Annotated in this window: 13 protein-coding genes and 1 riboswitch; of the genes, 1 reads left to right on the top strand and 12 read right to left on the bottom strand. The window is 34.5% G+C overall.

All coding sequences use genetic code 11. From position 1 onward, the window contains the following. Positions 1–2: 2 nt before the first annotated feature. From IAE51_RS00735 to IAE51_RS00715, 5 genes are all read right to left on the bottom strand, one after another. Positions 3–2,684, bottom strand: coding sequence for an FtsX-like permease family protein (locus tag IAE51_RS00735; RefSeq protein WP_200094477.1), 2,682 nt, complete (start codon positions 2,682–2,684; stop codon positions 3–5). 3 nt (positions 2,685–2,687) lie between these two features. Next, positions 2,688–3,389 (bottom strand): ABC transporter ATP-binding protein, encoded by a 702-nt coding sequence (locus IAE51_RS00730; protein WP_033899445.1) that lies wholly within the window; start codon positions 3,387–3,389, stop codon positions 2,688–2,690. Positions 3,390–3,518: 129 nt separating this feature from the next. Beyond that, complete coding sequence (gene nadE / locus IAE51_RS00725) at positions 3,519–4,343, bottom strand: ammonia-dependent NAD(+) synthetase (protein ID WP_033899443.1); 825 nt, start codon at positions 4,341–4,343, stop codon at positions 3,519–3,521. Between the two features lie 60 nt (positions 4,344–4,403). Continuing rightward, positions 4,404–4,892 carry a GNAT family N-acetyltransferase gene (locus tag IAE51_RS00720; protein ID WP_200094475.1) on the bottom strand — a complete coding sequence of 163 codons (489 nt, stop codon included), beginning with the start codon at positions 4,890–4,892 and terminating at the stop codon, positions 4,404–4,406. Next, complete coding sequence (locus IAE51_RS00715; RefSeq protein ID WP_026138892.1) at positions 4,889–6,361, bottom strand: nicotinate phosphoribosyltransferase; 1,473 nt, start codon at positions 6,359–6,361, stop codon at positions 4,889–4,891. Before IAE51_RS00715 ends, IAE51_RS00720 begins: the two co-directional genes overlap by 4 nt. A gap of 539 nt (positions 6,362–6,900) precedes the next feature. Here IAE51_RS00715 and IAE51_RS00710 point away from each other — a divergent pair. Further along, positions 6,901–7,488, top strand: coding sequence for a nicotinate-nucleotide adenylyltransferase (locus IAE51_RS00710; protein WP_058204505.1), 588 nt, complete (start codon positions 6,901–6,903; stop codon positions 7,486–7,488). A 22-nt stretch (positions 7,489–7,510) separates the two neighbouring features. On the opposite strand, the gene IAE51_RS00705 is transcribed toward IAE51_RS00710, so the two are convergent. From IAE51_RS00705 to IAE51_RS00675, 7 genes are all read right to left on the bottom strand, one after another. Beyond that, a complete protein-coding gene (locus tag IAE51_RS00705; protein WP_200094473.1) occupies positions 7,511–8,722 on the bottom strand; it encodes a voltage-gated chloride channel family protein in 1,212 nt (403 codons plus the stop codon). A gap of 91 nt (positions 8,723–8,813) precedes the next feature. Further along, a riboswitch (Fluoride riboswitch) is annotated at positions 8,814–8,888 on the bottom strand. Between the two features lie 44 nt (positions 8,889–8,932). Continuing rightward, a complete protein-coding gene (locus IAE51_RS00700; RefSeq protein WP_103054706.1) occupies positions 8,933–9,175 on the bottom strand; it encodes a DUF896 domain-containing protein in 243 nt (80 codons plus the stop codon). Positions 9,176–9,285: 110 nt separating this feature from the next. Continuing rightward, positions 9,286–11,307, bottom strand: coding sequence for a glycine--tRNA ligase subunit beta (glyS, locus tag IAE51_RS00695; protein WP_200094470.1), 2,022 nt, complete (start codon positions 11,305–11,307; stop codon positions 9,286–9,288). Next, positions 11,307–12,260 carry a glycine--tRNA ligase subunit alpha gene (gene glyQ, locus IAE51_RS00690; protein WP_003130667.1) on the bottom strand — a complete coding sequence of 318 codons (954 nt, stop codon included), beginning with the start codon at positions 12,258–12,260 and terminating at the stop codon, positions 11,307–11,309. The genes glyS and glyQ overlap by 1 nt, the downstream gene beginning before the upstream one ends. A gap of 284 nt (positions 12,261–12,544) precedes the next feature. Then, positions 12,545–13,291: a bifunctional metallophosphatase/5'-nucleotidase gene (locus tag IAE51_RS00685; protein WP_058208415.1), complete on the bottom strand. Its 747-nt coding sequence runs from the start codon at positions 13,289–13,291 to the stop codon at positions 12,545–12,547. A 115-nt stretch (positions 13,292–13,406) separates the two neighbouring features. Next, on the bottom strand, positions 13,407–14,426 hold the full coding sequence (locus IAE51_RS00680) for a DUF475 domain-containing protein (protein WP_200094467.1): 1,020 nt from the start codon (positions 14,424–14,426) through the stop codon (positions 13,407–13,409). A gap of 47 nt (positions 14,427–14,473) precedes the next feature. Further along, a complete protein-coding gene (locus IAE51_RS00675; RefSeq protein WP_003130662.1) occupies positions 14,474–14,971 on the bottom strand; it encodes a VanZ family protein in 498 nt (165 codons plus the stop codon). Positions 14,972–15,034: the final 63 nt, after the last annotated feature.

Below are 15,034 nucleotides of genomic sequence, written 5' to 3'. Positions count from 1 at the left end.
GATTAATCTACTGATTTCAAAGCCCCAAGCATATCCACGGCTTTTAATTTGAAATGAACAACAATAGCTAGCAAAAGAGTAGTCGCAAAAGTAATTGCTGCCGATAATAAAAGATTTGTCCAAAGTAATCCCGGTGCAAACATAATTTGGTCAGCTGACAATTGGTTCATAATAACCTGATGGAAATAATCCCCCAAACCAAAACCAACCAGAATTCCTAAAAAGCTTAATAAAATCGTTTCTCGATAAATATAAAGTGTGACTTCACGGTCATAGAATCCTAAAACTTTGATTGTGGCTAATTCGCGAATTCTCTCGGAAACATTGATATTTGTTAAATTATAGATGACAACAATCGCAAGTAAAATGGCACAAGTAATCAAAACAATCATGACACTATTAATGCCATACATAAAGGATTCAATCACCTTTTTGAGGTCACTATTTTGTGAAACTGCTTGAATTCCGTCTTCTTGCATAAATTGAGCTGACATTTTTTGAATATTATTTGTAGACGCATTTTTCAACTTAATCAATTGGGCATTTGCCACAAAATCTTTTTTAAAAACCTTTTGGTAAACCGATTGATTTATGAAAATATAATGGCCCATATACATTTCAGTAATTGCTGCTACTTTTATCTTATGAGGCTGATTTTCACTATCTTTTAGTGTCAGAGAATCACCAACTTTAAGGTCTAAAAGTTCAGCAAATTTTTCTGAAAGGACTGCTCCAGAGTTATTTAATTCAATTTTTTGACTATTTTTACGAGATTTTAAGCTAATGTATTTTGATAAATCATCAGAACGATTTGTCGCAATTAAGTTAACCTCTTGTTTTTCTAATTTGCCACTGGCTTCTTTTGTCAAATTTTCAAAGGCAATCGGCAAATAATTCTCAATTTCTGATGAGGCTAATTCTTTATCTATCTCTTCTTTTTCTTTGTCATTTACTTTATTTTTTTCAATAGTAATCATGTCATAGTGCAAAATTTGACCAAATTGTTTATTTGATAAACCAGAAATGGAATCACGAATTCCAAATCCCATGACAAGTAAAGCGGTACAGCCAGCGACACCAAAGATAGTCATTAACATTCTCTTTTTATAGCGAAATAGATTTCGAGCCGTCACTTTATAAGTAAAACTCATTCTTTTCCAAATAAAATTAATTTTCTCTAAAAGAATCCGTGAGCCTGCTTTTGGTACTTTTGCTAAAAAGAGACTGGCTGGTACTTCTTTTAGTTCCATTCGGACAACCCAATATGCTGGCAAAAGACTACAAGCTATAGCTATCGCAAAAGCAACTATTGTCCATAAAGGAGATAATGTTAACCGTAAATTGCTAAAGGTAGATGAAGCTGTGTAAGCATTAAATACCGCTATCGGCAAAAAGGTATGTCCAATAATTGTTCCTACTAAAGCTCCTAAACCGCTAGAAACTAATCCATAGACCATAAATTTCTTACGAATATCACGGTTAGAATATCCCAAAGCCTTCAGTAACCCAAGATTTCCTCGCTCTTCTTCCACAAAACGAGTCATTGTTGTCAAACTCACTAATAAAGCAATCGCAAAAAGAACTACTGGAAAAATATTTGAAAGACTGTCAATTCTTGTTGAATCATCTAAAAATGTCTTGTAACCCGGATTTCCTTCTTTACGATTATTAATTTGATAAGTCGGTTTTTCAAGCTGGTTTAGGGCTGTTTCCTGCTTTGCAAGCTCTGCTTTAGCTTTAGCAATCTTTTCTTTTCCATCATTAATTTGATTTTGGCCTGCATTGATTTGCTCAATCGCTTGAGCGGATGCATTTTCCCCAATTTGATTCTTTTGTGCGATTAATTGATTTTCTTGCTGAGTGAGTTGATTTTCTTCCTCAACTATTTGACTTTTCGCTTCATTAATCTGTTTTTCTGGGCCAGTTTTCAGTGCTGCCAAGCGTTTTTCTGGTTGATTCTTAAAAGTATTTTCTAAGGTTTTTTGTTCGGTTTTTAAACGTCTATCATATTTACTATCAAAAATGGAGATATTTTGTAAGTTTTTATAGGATAGGCGAGCAATCATATAAACATCAGAATCAAAGGCTTCCTTGGTAACAAGCGCATAACCATTAAGTTTACCCGTTCCGACTGTCGTTGAGCCAAAATCACTTTTATCGACACATTCACTTGATTTCACAAATCCAACAATTTTAAAGGAATGATTTTTTATCAAATCAGAATCCTTAGATTTGGGAGGGTTAAAATAAATGGTTTGTCCTATTTTATATTGTCCATCATATAAATAATCTAAAGCAATTTCTGAATCTTTTTGAGGCAACTTGCCTGACATTAACTCATAAGTTGACAATTCATCTGGTTTAGAAAATAGACGCAGACTATTTTCTTTTCCTTTGATTACCAAATCTTGAAAATAGCCAAATTCTGCTTTTTTTACACCCTTGGTTTCGTTAATTAATTGCTGGTCAGAATGGTCCAATCCCAAAGTTGAAGTTAGCGTCAAATCTGCTAAATGATGTTGAGCATAAAAATCTTCCGCTGTCCTTCTCATATCGGGTCCAGAAACTTTTAGTCCGACAAAAGCGAAAGTCCCTAACAACATCAAGGAAAAAATAGAAATAAAGCGACCTAATGAACCCGTAATTGACCTGCGAATTTCTTTATTTAAAGTTTTTTTTCGCATAGCTTACCACTCAATTCTATCGATATCTTCTGGTTGGCTATTATTATCAATTTGTTTAATTTTTCCATCATGCATTTGAATGACACGGTTGGCAATTGGAGCAATTGCAGCATTATGCGTGACAATAATAACTGTTTTTCCTTCTTTTCTGGCCATATCTTGAAGAATTTTCAAGATTTGTTTTCCTGTATGATAATCTAAGGCACCGGTTGGTTCATCACAAAGCAAGATTTTTGGATTTTTGGCTATGGCACGCGCAATCGCTACTCTTTGCTGCTCACCACCAGAAAGTTGCGAAGGAAAATTATGAAGCCGATGTTCCAGACCGACACTTTTCAGCACTTCTTTAGCATCCAGAGCATTTTCGACAATTTCAGAAGCTAATTCGACATTTTCTAGTGCTGTCAAATTATTGACAAGATTATAAAATTGAAAAACGAAACCAACGGCATAACGTCGGTAGGTAATCAATTCTTTGTTTGAAAAATTAGAGATTTCTTCCTCATCAATAATAACCTCTCCCTCATCATTTGTATCCATTCCTCCTAAAATATTTAGGACTGTTGATTTACCTGCCCCAGAGGAACCTAAAATGACAGCCAATTCTCCTTCTTCAATTTCAAAATTTACTTGGTCATTGGCATAAATCTTCTCTTGTCCTGATTGATAGATTTTAGACTCATTAATCACTTCAATAAATGTCATCTTATCCCTCCTTTTTGTTGTAAACGTTTTAGTTAATTATATCATAATTACATTTTACTTCTTATTCAAGTCCTCATCATTTTTAATAAAAAAATTACTGACAGAAATCCTGTCAGTAACTTTTTGTTTTTATTTCCAAAAATCATCAAAAACACTAATTGGTAAGTGACGTTTATGTTGTGTTTTATTCCACCATGCTTCGATTTTAGCCTTAGCATCCTCAGAAATCACTTTACCTTCTGTGTAGTCATCAATATCATTGTAAGTCACACCTAATGCAATCTCGTCAGCAAGTCCTGGTTTTCCTTCTTCAAGGTCTGCAGTCGGAACTTTTTCGTAAATGGCTGGGTCAGCGCCAAGTTCAGCCAAGAGTGCTTTTCCTTGGCGTTTATTCAAGCGGAAAAGTGGGAGCAAGTCTGCTCCACCATCACCAAATTTTGTGAAAAATCCAGTAATATTTTCTGCTGCATGGTCTGTTCCAAGAACCGCTCCTTGATATTGACCAGCCACAGCATACTGAGTAATCATACGTTGACGTGCCTTAATATTTCCCTTGTTGAAATCTGATACTTCAATTCCAGCTTCATTGAGGGCTGCCACTTGCCCTTCAACAGCAGCTTTAATATTTACTGTCAAACTGATATCAGGTTGAATGAAAGCAAGCGCACGTTGGGCATCTTCTTCATCAGCTTGAACACCATATGGCAGGCGAATTGCTACAAATTTATAAGTCTCATCAGCAGTTTCTTGACGCATTTCCTCGATAGCAATTTGAGCCAGACGACCTGCTAAACTAGAATCTTGACCACCAGAAATCCCTAATACAAAAGACTTAATGAAAGGATATTTTTTTAGATAATCTTTCAAAAATTCAACTGACACCCTAATTTCTTCTTTAGGATCAATGACTGGTTTCACACCAAGTTCTTTAATAATTTCATCTTGTAATGTCATTTTATCTTCCTTTTACTGACAGTTTCTATATTTTACTGACAGCTCTGTCATTAACTATTTTTAATCTAAAATTTTGCTCATATAGAATTCATCAACGTATTTCCCATCAACACACATTGCCTCACGGCGAACGCCTTCTATTGTGAATCCATGTTTTTGAAAAAGGGCAATCGCAGCATAGTTATTAATCATTACCGTTAATTCTAAGCGTTTTACTGCTTTTTCTTTTGCCCATCTTTCTAATTCCTCAAAAAGTTGAGAACCAATTCCTTGGTGTTGAAATTCTTCAATAATTCCTACAACAACATAGGCCGTATTTCTAATTCGATTAGCATTTCCTCTTTTGGCTGACAGAAATCCAACAAATTTTCCATCAACATCAGCACCAACTAAAAAATCAAAACGTGAAATTCGACCAATTGTTCGGCTAAAATCAAATCTTCGCTCCTCTGGTTCAAGCATCATGAACTTACTTTCTGTATCCAATTGCTTTTGGACATCCCAGAAAAGTCTTGCATCACAGAGGTCTATTCGTCTTATTCTCATCATTCATCATCCAATCTCGTCATTGATACTGTTGTACGCACCTGTGAAATTAGGCGCATTTTATGATTCCATAATTCTTGTGACAAATCTACTGGGTAAGGTTGAGGATTCAAATCACGTTTATATTCATCCCAAAGTTCCTCAAGGTTTTCACGAGCAAATTCTTTAATTTCATGCAAGCTTGGCAATTCATAAATCAATTCACCGTCCACAAAAATATCTTTCAAAAGTGGATTGGCATTGAAGTCTCGCACATTTTTATTGATGTAGGTATAAAGCGGGTGGAACATGTAAATTTCTTCTGCTACATCTGGACGTTCATCAGAAAATGTAATATAATCCCCCTCTGATTTGCCATCTGCTTTTTTGGTGATTCGCCAAACTTGTTTTTTACCTGGTGTAGAAACTTTTTCAGCATTACTTGAAAGTTTAATGGTGTCCTGCATTTGACCACTTTCATCTTCCATAGATACTAATTTATAAACTGCACCAAGCGCTGGCTGATCATAAGCCGTAATTAATTTAGTTCCAACTCCCCAAACATCAATTTTTGCTTTTTGCATTTTTAAACTTAAAATTGTGTTTTCATCTAAATCATTTGAAGCGTAGATTTTTGCATCAGTAAATCCTGCTTCATCAAGTTGCTGACGAACTTTTTTTGAGATATAGGCCATATCTCCAGAATCAATTCGTACACCTTGGAAATTAATTTTATCGCCAAATTCACGCGCCACTTTAATCGCTGAAGGAACTCCAACTCTTAAAGTATCATAAGTATCCACAAGGAAGACACAATCTTTATGAGTCTGTGCGTATGCTTTAAAAGCCTCATAATCATTTCCATAAGATTGAACCAAAGCATGAGCATGTGTTCCACTAGCCTTCAAACCAAAGATTTTAGCTGCACGAACGTTTGATGTCGCATCAGCACCACCAATAATTGCTGCTCGTGTTCCCCAAATGGCTGCATCCATTTCTTGAGCGCGTCTTGTCCCAAATTCCAACAAAGGGTCATCCCCAATTACAGATTTGATACGAGCAGCTTTAGTAGCAATCAAAGTTTGGAAATTTATAATATTAAGAATAGCTGTTTCGACCAACTGACATTCCGCAAGCGAACCTTCAACCTGCACTAAAGGTTCGTTAGCAAAAGCAAGTTGTCCTTCTTGCATCGCTCTAACTGTTCCTGTAAAACGCAATTCTTTTAAATAATTTAGAAAATCTTCCGGATAATCTAATTCACGCAAATAGGCAATATCTGTTTCCGAGAATTTAAGATTCTTTAAATAATCAACCATTCTTTCTAAACCAGCAAAAACAGCATAACCATTTTTAAAGGGCATCTCACGGAAAAAAACCTCAAAGACCGCCTGACGCTGATGTCGTCCAAGCTCAAAGTAAGTTTGCATCATATTAATTTGATATAAGTCCGTATGTAATGTAAGACTGTCGTCTTGATATAGATGTGGCATAATTTTTTCTCCTATATTCACTTCCGCTAATCATACCGATTTTAACGCAATTCTAATCTTTATTTTATCAAATTTTGCCCTAAATTTGTACTGGGAACCCTTTATAATTATACAATAAATTATAATTTAAATTTCGCCATGTATTTTATATAAAACTAGTCAATTTTTTGCTCCACTTATGTTTTTTGTACTACAATAGAAGTAATGGAGAAAGGAGAGGATTATGATTAGTTATCTAAAGAAACTACTTAAACAAAATGATAGTGTAAAAATCCACTTAATAGACGGAAGTGTCGTCTCTGCCTTACATTTCAAGAAAGGTTACAGCAACGGAAATTGCCTTGTAATTGATGAGGATAACACCGAGCATTATATTAACAGTAGATACATTGTCCAAATCGAATCTTAAATTAAAGAACTCCCTTGAGGAGTTTTTCTTTAGTCTTATAGATTGCGATGAGCTATGGTACAATATAAATTGACTGATTCAAAATATTGGTAGATTAAATAATTTCAAAAATTAAGGAGAAAGCCCCCTTATGGATAAAGGGAACAGAAAAAAAGTAGGTCTATTAGGAGGAAATTTTAATCCAATTCATCATGCTCATTTAATGATGGCTGACCAAGTTGCCCAACAAATGAATTTGGATAAAGTATTACTAATGCCTGAAAATATTCCACCTCATGTCGATGAAAAAGAAACCATTTCTGCAAAACATCGAGTTAAAATGCTTGAGTTAGCAATCAAAGAAAATCCTAGACTCGGTCTTGAGTTGATTGAAATTGAACGTGGTGGAAAATCTTACAGTTATGACACGCTCAAACTCCTGACTGAAGCTAATCCTGATACCGATTATTATTTCATTATTGGTAGCGACATGGTGGAATATCTTCCCAAATGGTACAAAATTGATGAACTCCTAAAACTTGTGACATTCATTGCCTTAAGAAGAACGGATACAATCTCCAAAAGTCCTTATCCTGTTACTTGGCTTGATGCTCCCTTGTTACCAATTTCTAGTACAATGCTAAGGGAAATGTTTGCCAAAAATATTGAACCCACTTACTTCTTACCTCAAAATGTTATTGATTACATTAAAATCGAAAAATTATATAAAAAAAGATGACCCAGATAGGTCGTCTTTTTGTTTAAACTTCCAAATTTAGAACTTCTTGCGCATAAATGGATGAATTTCCATTCAAAACGTAGGCAATTGTCATAATTGGTAGGATATATTGAACCGAACCAAAACCAAAGACCTCCGCAGCAATAAAAATTGGGCCAAAATAAGAGTTTGTTGCGGCTGAAAAAATTGAAACATAACCCGCAGCAGCCACAAATTCGACAGGTAAACCAAAGAGCATAGCCAAAGCTGCACCCAATGTTGAACCAATAGCAAAGAGTGGTGTGACTTCCCCACCTTGGAAGCCAGCAGAAATTGATAAAACCGTAAAGATTAATTTTAATATCCAATCATATCCATTGATATGTCCACCATTAAAACTTAAAGAAATCAAATTTGTCCCAAGACCAGCATAACGGTCCAAATGAATAACAAGTAAACCAATTGAGATGACAATTCCCATCAAAATAATTCTATAATAAGGATTAACAATTCTTTTAGCGACGGTTGCTTTCATAAAAGCTAAAGATTCCGCAAAAAATCTTCCTACAAGTCCAAAACAAACGGCAATGACAGCCAATTTTAAAAGAACCAAAGGGTCAATATGAATGTTAGTATTGATTGCGAAAGAAAATTTTTCTAATCCCAAACTGCTTGAAGTCCAACTTGCAACATATGAACCAACCAAAGCTGGGATTAAAGCTCTATACTCAATTTTACCCAACATTAAAATTTCAATAGCAAAGAAAGTTGCCGCGATTGGCGTTTGAAAGAGCCCTGCAAAACCAGCAGCCATACCAGTAATCAAAAGTATTTTTTTAGCTTCTTTTGCTGAGAGTTTTTTACCAATCGCATGTCCAATCACACCACCGATTTGAACTGCAACTCCTTCACGACCAACACTGGCACCAAACAAATGAGAAAGCCAAGTCGAGAAAACAATCAGCGGAACAAGACGTTTTGGAATATCTTCTCGCCCATGATTCCCCGCTTCAAAAATTAGGCCCATTCCTTTTTGGCTGTCTTTACCAAAATTCTTATAAATATAAACGATTAAGAGACCAGCTAAGGTTAAAAATGGAATTAAATATAGGGCATGACTATCTCTAAATTCAGTAATATAGATAAGCCCTCGACCAAATATAGCATCAATAATACCAATTAATCCCCCAATAATTACAGCTAAGAAGACATATAAAATTGCGCTTCTTGAAATTCCTACTTTAAAAAAATTCATTTTTGAAACTCCTTGTTTGTGAGTTTAACTCACTTTATAATATTTTACAAAACAAAAGGCGCTACAAACAAGACTACTTGGAGATAGCCTTTTGTTTGTAGGCGCCATTAGTTTTAAGATTTTATTCTTAAAGCGGTTTCGGGTGTGCACCATACCCATCATTTATTAATATTTATTTTAACATTTTATGAAATATTTGCAAGAAAAAGCTCAGTCGCGCATCCCATTCTTACGTTGAATTTCTTTAAGTTTATCCGGAGTAACATCTTCTCCTGTTTTTTCATCAATAACTTTGATGGTTTCAACTTGTGAGCGGAAATTTGCTTTAACACTATCGAGGTAAGCACGACGTAAAAAGGCTTGTTCTTCAAGCTCAGCTTCTGATAATCCTTCTGCTTTCTTCTTACGCGCTAATTCATTAATACGTTCTACTTGTTCATTTGTAATTGCCATTTCTTAGTTCCTTTCTTCATGAATATTGTTAAAATTACTGACAGAACTCAAATTTTACTGACAGCTTTTTAGAGTCATAAATAAACTTTCTGTCAGTAAATCTATCAATTTTATTTTGTATTAATCAAAGAAAAATCAGCCATAACACTTGTTAATGCAACAACTTCTGACAACAACGCAATACGATTATCACGAACTGATAAATCTTCAGCCATTACCATTACACTTTCAAAGAAAGTTTCAATTGCAGGTGCAAGTGAATGAACAATTGCTCTGAATTTTTCTTCACCAGGCATATAAGTCCATTGATTTTGAAGAGAAATAACAACGTTATAAAGAGCTTCTTCTGCATCTTCTTCAAAAAGTGTTGGATTTATTTCTTTAATATCTTTTGCTTTTTTAACCAAATTAATTGAACGCGAAACATTTTCAATTGCTGGTTTAAAAGGTTCGTGAAGTTTGTGCCCATCAATGACAAAAGCTGATTCCATCATGTTTGTAATATCAAAGCTTGAACTATTAATTGCCGCTTCAACAATATCATGACGATCGAGTTTTTCAAGCAAGAGTTTTTGAATACGTGCTTTGACAAAATCCAAAATTTCAAGATGATTTTCACCTTCAAATTGGTCGACAAATAAAGATAAATCGAAATGCCAATTCATTTTTTCAATAATACGAATCAAGCCTTGTACTGCTCGACGTAGAGCATAAGGGTCATTTGAACCAGAAGGAATTAAACCAACATTAAAGAAAGAGAGGACTGAATCAATTTTGTCAGCTGCTGCAAGCACAGAACCGACTTTTGTTTCAGGCAATTCTCCCTCGGCTAAAGTTGGCATATAATGTTCACGAATTGCTGCAGAAACATTTGCATTTTCACCAGCTAAAAGCGCATATTTTTCACCCATTACCCCTTGTAATTCATCAAATTCTCCAACCATTCCTGTCAAAAGGTCAAATTTATAAATTTCAGCACTACGGGCAACGTCTCTTTTTTCTTCATCTGTCAAACCAGCAATATCAGCTAACTTAGCGGCTATTTCTTTTGTTCGCGCCATGTGTTCAGTAATTGAACCAATTTTAGCATGGAAAGTTACTTTAGCAAGTTTAGCGACCAAATCTTCAATTTTAAGTTTTTGATCTTCTTTCCAGAAAAACTCTGCATCTTCAAGACGAGCAACCAAAACTTTTTCATTTCCAAGCACTACATTTTCAATATTTTCAGCGTTCCCATTACGGACAGAGATAAAGTTTGGTGCGAGTTGACCTTCTTGGTTATAAACTTCAAAATAACGTTGATTATCACGCATTGATGTCACTAAAACTTCTGCTGGAACAGAAAGATATTTAGGATCAAATGAACCAACAAAGGCAGTTGGATATTCAACAATATTATTTACTTCTTCTAATAAATCTTTATGCAAAGTAACTTGCCATTTATTTTCAGACGCAAGAGCCAAAATTTGAGCTGAAATTTCTGCTTTACGATGTTCAGCATCAACTAAAACAAAGTTTTCTGGCATTTTGCTAGCATAATCATTTGCATTTTTGAGTTCAACCTCAACATTTGCCAAGAAACGATGGCCTCGTGAAAAACGATTTGCTGTTACGTCCAATAAATCAAAAGCAACAACTTTATCTTCTAGAAGTGAAACAATCCATTGAATTGGACGAACAAAGAGAAAATCATTATTTCCCCATTTCATATAAGTTGAGAATGTCATTTTTGCGATGACTTCATCGCCAACTTTAGACAGAATTTCTTCTGCTTTTACTCCGTCAATATGTTTTTTAGCATAATAATAATCACCCTTAAGGATTAAATCATCTGGAGTAGCTCCTTGTCCTCTTGAGAAACCTTGAATCGCTTTTGACCAATTCCCTTGCGCATCTTTAGCAATTTTAGCAGATGGACCTTTAACTTCTTCGTCAATCGCTTCTGACGCTTCTGCCAAACCTTCAACAATAATTGCTAAACGACGTGGAGTTGAAAATTTAATAATTTTATCAAATTCTAAACGATTTTCTTTAAGAAAAGTTTCCATTCTTTCGGCTAATTGATTGATTGAAGGAGTCACCAAATGTGCTGGAATTTCTTCCAAACCAATTTCAAGTAAGTAATTTATCATTATTTTTCTTCTCCTTCTACAATCTTAGTATATTTTCCTTTTTTACCAAGGTATTTTTCACGCAAAGCTTCATCTTTTAAGAGCGGGAAACCAAGTTTTGCACGTTCTTCAATAAAAGTTTTTGCTACCTTACGTGCCATTGTACGAACTCTATGCATATAGCCTGCACGCTCAGTTACAGAAACTGCTCCACGTGCATCAAGTAAATTGAAGGTATGCGAAGATTTCAAAATATAATCATAAGCTGGGTGAACCAAGCCTTTATCTAATAAATCAAGCGCTTCTTGTTCATATTCTCCAAAAAGTTTAAGTAAAAGCTCTTGGTTTGATTCTTCAAAGGCAAATTTAGAATGTTCGTATTCAGGTTCTTTGAAAATATCACCGTAAGCTACGCCATTCCCCCATTCAAGGTCATAAACAGAATCAACCTCTTGAATAACTGTCGCAATACGTTCCAAACCATAAGTGATTTCTGAAGTTACGGAATCAACTTCAATTCCTCCGACTTGTTGGAAATAAGTAAATTGAGTACATTCTTGCCCATCAATCCAAACTTCCCATCCAATACCGGCACATCCCATTGAAGGATTTTCCCAGTTATCTTCAACAAAGCGGATATCATGCTCTAAAGCATCAATTCCAAGTTCAGCTAAACTTTGAAGATAAAGTTCTTGGATATTTTTTGGAGATGGTTTTAATACAACTTGGAATTGGTGGTGTTGGAACAACCGATTTGGGTTTTCACCATAACGACCGTCAGCAGGACGACGTGAAGGTTGCACATAGGCGGCTCCCCAAGGTTCAGGTCCGTTTGAACGCAAGAAAGTGTAAGGGCTCATTGTTCCTGCTCCTACTTCATTATCATAAGCTTGCATCAAGTTTGCCCCTTGTTTAGACCAAAAGCCTTGTAGGGTCAAGATAATATCTTGAAATGCTAGTTTTTTATTTGCCATTATTTTCCTCCGAAATTCAAAAAACCGCAATTCACACACTCATCAATCCTCGAAAAAATCCGAAAAGAGACAAAGGGTGCAAATGCACGGTTCCACCTTTATTTTTTACTTTATTTGTGTTCATTACAGTTTTAAGTTAAGCCATTATTGTTCTCGAACTTTCACTATCTTCGAGTCGCTACCTATAAATTCTAGCTCTATTTTCCCATTTTGTCAAGGCAAAATAAACTGATGACCTTACTTCTGTCTTATTTGGTATCAATTTTCTGGTTTATCTATCATATTCAAACATAATTATTTTCTTGAATAAAAAGTAAATTGCCTTCGTCATCAATATTGATTTCAGATTCTATAAGAGAATAGTTATCAGTTTCAGATTGAATAATGAGTGTATTTCCGCATTTTTCAACTTTTTTTCCTGATGTCCCTACGGGTTTATCGATAATAATATCAATTTCTAAAAATTGTTGAGCTAACATTTGGTTCATTTCTTCTCCAAGTTGACTTAATAAAATAATAACATCAACTCCAAGGTTCTTTAATCTTTTAACTATAAAATCTGCCTTATCAAAAGGGTTAGAAAAGATAGTCTCCGCACTCGGATGTGAGCGATAAACAATATCCATTGTTGTCAAACCAAATATTCCTATTTTCTTACCTGATGTTGTATTTTTAAGGAGATAAGGAATAAATTTTCCTTCTTTTACTAAAGGATTTAAAAGTTTATCATCTTCAAAATTAACATTAGCGGCTAAGATTGGAAAATTTATTTTATTTAGATTTTCCACTATTCCTTTTGAACCCTCATCAAATTGATGACTTCCCAATGTCGTCGCATCAAAAGGAAAGGTATTCAGGAGGTCTTGCTCATCATTTTTGTGCTCAATGTTATTAAAAATGCTATTTCCATCTCCTAAAACTAAAGTTTCTATGACTCTTTTTTTATTTTCTTCTTTGATTTTATTAATTAAAGAAAAAACCTTATCAAGGGTGAGATGAGTATTATTTATATGTAAAATGCTAAGTTTCATTATCACAACCAAACCTATATATAGTATTTAATATCTATATTTTATCATAAAAAACACAATATATTGTGTTTTAAACTTTTTTTCTAAAAATAAAAAGATGACTTCCGTCATCTTTTTAATGATTTCGATTATAAATCACACTCGAAATAAAGGAAAGAATAATAAATACAGCTCCTAGAAGTCCTGTAACAACCTCACCAATCTCCCATTTGATACTTGCTAAAATTAAAAATGCAAGCGTGAGAATGGCCCAATGTGCTCCGTGTTCAAGATATACAAGGTCATTCAATGTTCCTTTTTGAACAAGATAAAGCGTTAGACTTCTTACAAACATCGCTCCAATCACACCTAATCCTAAAAGAATAATAATCGGGTCTGCTGTAATTGCAAAGGCACCTATTACCCCATCAAAACTAAATGAAGCATCTATTACTTCCAAATATAAGAATAAAGCAAGTCCAGACTTACCAGTCGCAACCACACTACTTGTTGTGTTTGCAGCTTTGCTATGACTCATCGTTTCTCCAAAACCGTCAACAAGCATGAAAGTTAGGATTCCTAAAATTCCAGCAAATAAAACAGCGTGAGCATCTTTAGCAATAAATTCCGATGTGATTAAAAGCAAAATAATGGAAATAATTGCATTTGCTGCCGGAAAATTTCCAATTTTTTGAAGGATTTTCTCTGGTATTTTAAGCCAAGTATGTGCCCGTTCATCAAAGAAAAATCCTAAGGCTAGCATCAATAGAAACATTCCACCGAAAGCTGCGATTTGTGGATGAGCATGGTGCAAAATATAACCATATGTTCCTACTGTATTGGGATTTCCTTTTTCTAAAGCTAATTTTAAAGCACTGATAGGGTCAATTTGGGCTGACACTCCAACAATCAAGAGTGGAAAAATCAAACGCATTCCAAGAACGGCAATCAAAACTCCTAAGGTTAAGAAAGCTTTTTGCCATGCAGAACTCATTCGTTCGAGAATACGTGCATTCACAATAGCGTTATCCATAGATAAGGAAATTTCTAGAACAGCAAGAATAAGCGTAATAAAAAGTCCATTCCACCCAGCATAAACAAATGCGATAATTAGGGCAATTAAACTAACAATAAATGAGCCTCTGAATATTTTCATAGGTCCCCTCTTCTAAAATAATCTTCTCATCTATTCTAACATACTTTTTACACTCTCACTGTGCCTAGAACTATGCTTTGCCTGATAAAGATTATCGTAAAAATGAGCAAAATCGTAAAAGAAATTGTCAAAATAAGGTCGACTTTTGCTTTTGAAAAGACTTTTATGAGTAAATAATAGAAACTTATTCCAAGTAAGGCTCCAAGTGAGTTAGTGATGAGGTCAGTAATATCCGTTGCACCAATGGCAAGAAGATATTGTAAACTTTCAAATGAAAAACTTAATAAAATGGAAATTGCCAATTTATTTAAAAAGGAGATTTTTGGTGCATTCATAGTCAATAAAATACCAAAAGGAATAAAAGCTAGAATATTAAATAAAACCTCGCGACGACCACCGGACATGGCTAAAGGTGTCAGATTAAGACTTCTTGTATTCGTCATTTCAAGAAAAGCAAATGGATGAAAAGAAAGTTTAAATAATACCAGCCAAACCAGTCCTAATATATAAATGAAAAATAAAAGCTGTGCTAATTTTTTTGTCATTTTTCTCCTTTCTTAAGAAAATAGGTTTTCGATTGTTGTTCTTTTAGTATTTTAACTGATTTA

Origin of the sequence: Lactococcus sp. S64 (assembly GCF_016516525.1) — a bacterium.
GTDB classification, from domain to species: domain Bacteria; phylum Bacillota; class Bacilli; order Lactobacillales; family Streptococcaceae; genus Lactococcus; species Lactococcus lactis.
This window is presented reverse-complemented; position numbering and strand designations above follow the sequence as displayed.

What these genes read in the sequence shown, in the direction of transcription:
- glyS (WP_200094470.1), bottom strand. Translation starts at nt 11,307, where the DNA reads ATGATAAATTACTTACTTGAAATTGGTTTGGAAGAAATTCCAGCACAT.
- IAE51_RS00735 (WP_200094477.1), bottom strand. Translation starts at nt 2,684, where the DNA reads ATGCGAAAAAAAACTTTAAATAAAGAAATTCGCAGGTCAATTACGGGT.
- IAE51_RS00680 (WP_200094467.1), bottom strand. Translation starts at nt 14,426, where the DNA reads ATGAAAATATTCAGAGGCTCATTTATTGTTAGTTTAATTGCCCTAATT.
- IAE51_RS00730 (WP_033899445.1), bottom strand. Translation starts at nt 3,389, where the DNA reads ATGACATTTATTGAAGTGATTAATGAGTCTAAAATCTATCAATCAGGA.
- IAE51_RS00705 (WP_200094473.1), bottom strand. Translation starts at nt 8,722, where the DNA reads ATGAATTTTTTTAAAGTAGGAATTTCAAGAAGCGCAATTTTATATGTC.
- nadE (WP_033899443.1), bottom strand. Translation starts at nt 4,343, where the DNA reads ATGACATTACAAGATGAAATTATTAAAGAACTTGGTGTGAAACCAGTC.
- IAE51_RS00700 (WP_103054706.1), bottom strand. Translation starts at nt 9,175, where the DNA reads ATGGCAATTACAAATGAACAAGTAGAACGTATTAATGAATTAGCGCGT.
- IAE51_RS00685 (WP_058208415.1), bottom strand. Translation starts at nt 13,291, where the DNA reads ATGAAACTTAGCATTTTACATATAAATAATACTCATCTCACCCTTGAT.
- glyQ (WP_003130667.1), bottom strand. Translation starts at nt 12,260, where the DNA reads ATGGCAAATAAAAAACTAGCATTTCAAGATATTATCTTGACCCTACAA.
- IAE51_RS00675 (WP_003130662.1), bottom strand. Translation starts at nt 14,971, where the DNA reads ATGACAAAAAAATTAGCACAGCTTTTATTTTTCATTTATATATTAGGA.
- IAE51_RS00710 (WP_058204505.1), top strand. Translation starts at nt 6,901, where the DNA reads ATGGATAAAGGGAACAGAAAAAAAGTAGGTCTATTAGGAGGAAATTTT.
- IAE51_RS00715 (WP_026138892.1), bottom strand. Translation starts at nt 6,361, where the DNA reads ATGCCACATCTATATCAAGACGACAGTCTTACATTACATACGGACTTA.
- IAE51_RS00720 (WP_200094475.1), bottom strand. Translation starts at nt 4,892, where the DNA reads ATGATGAGAATAAGACGAATAGACCTCTGTGATGCAAGACTTTTCTGG.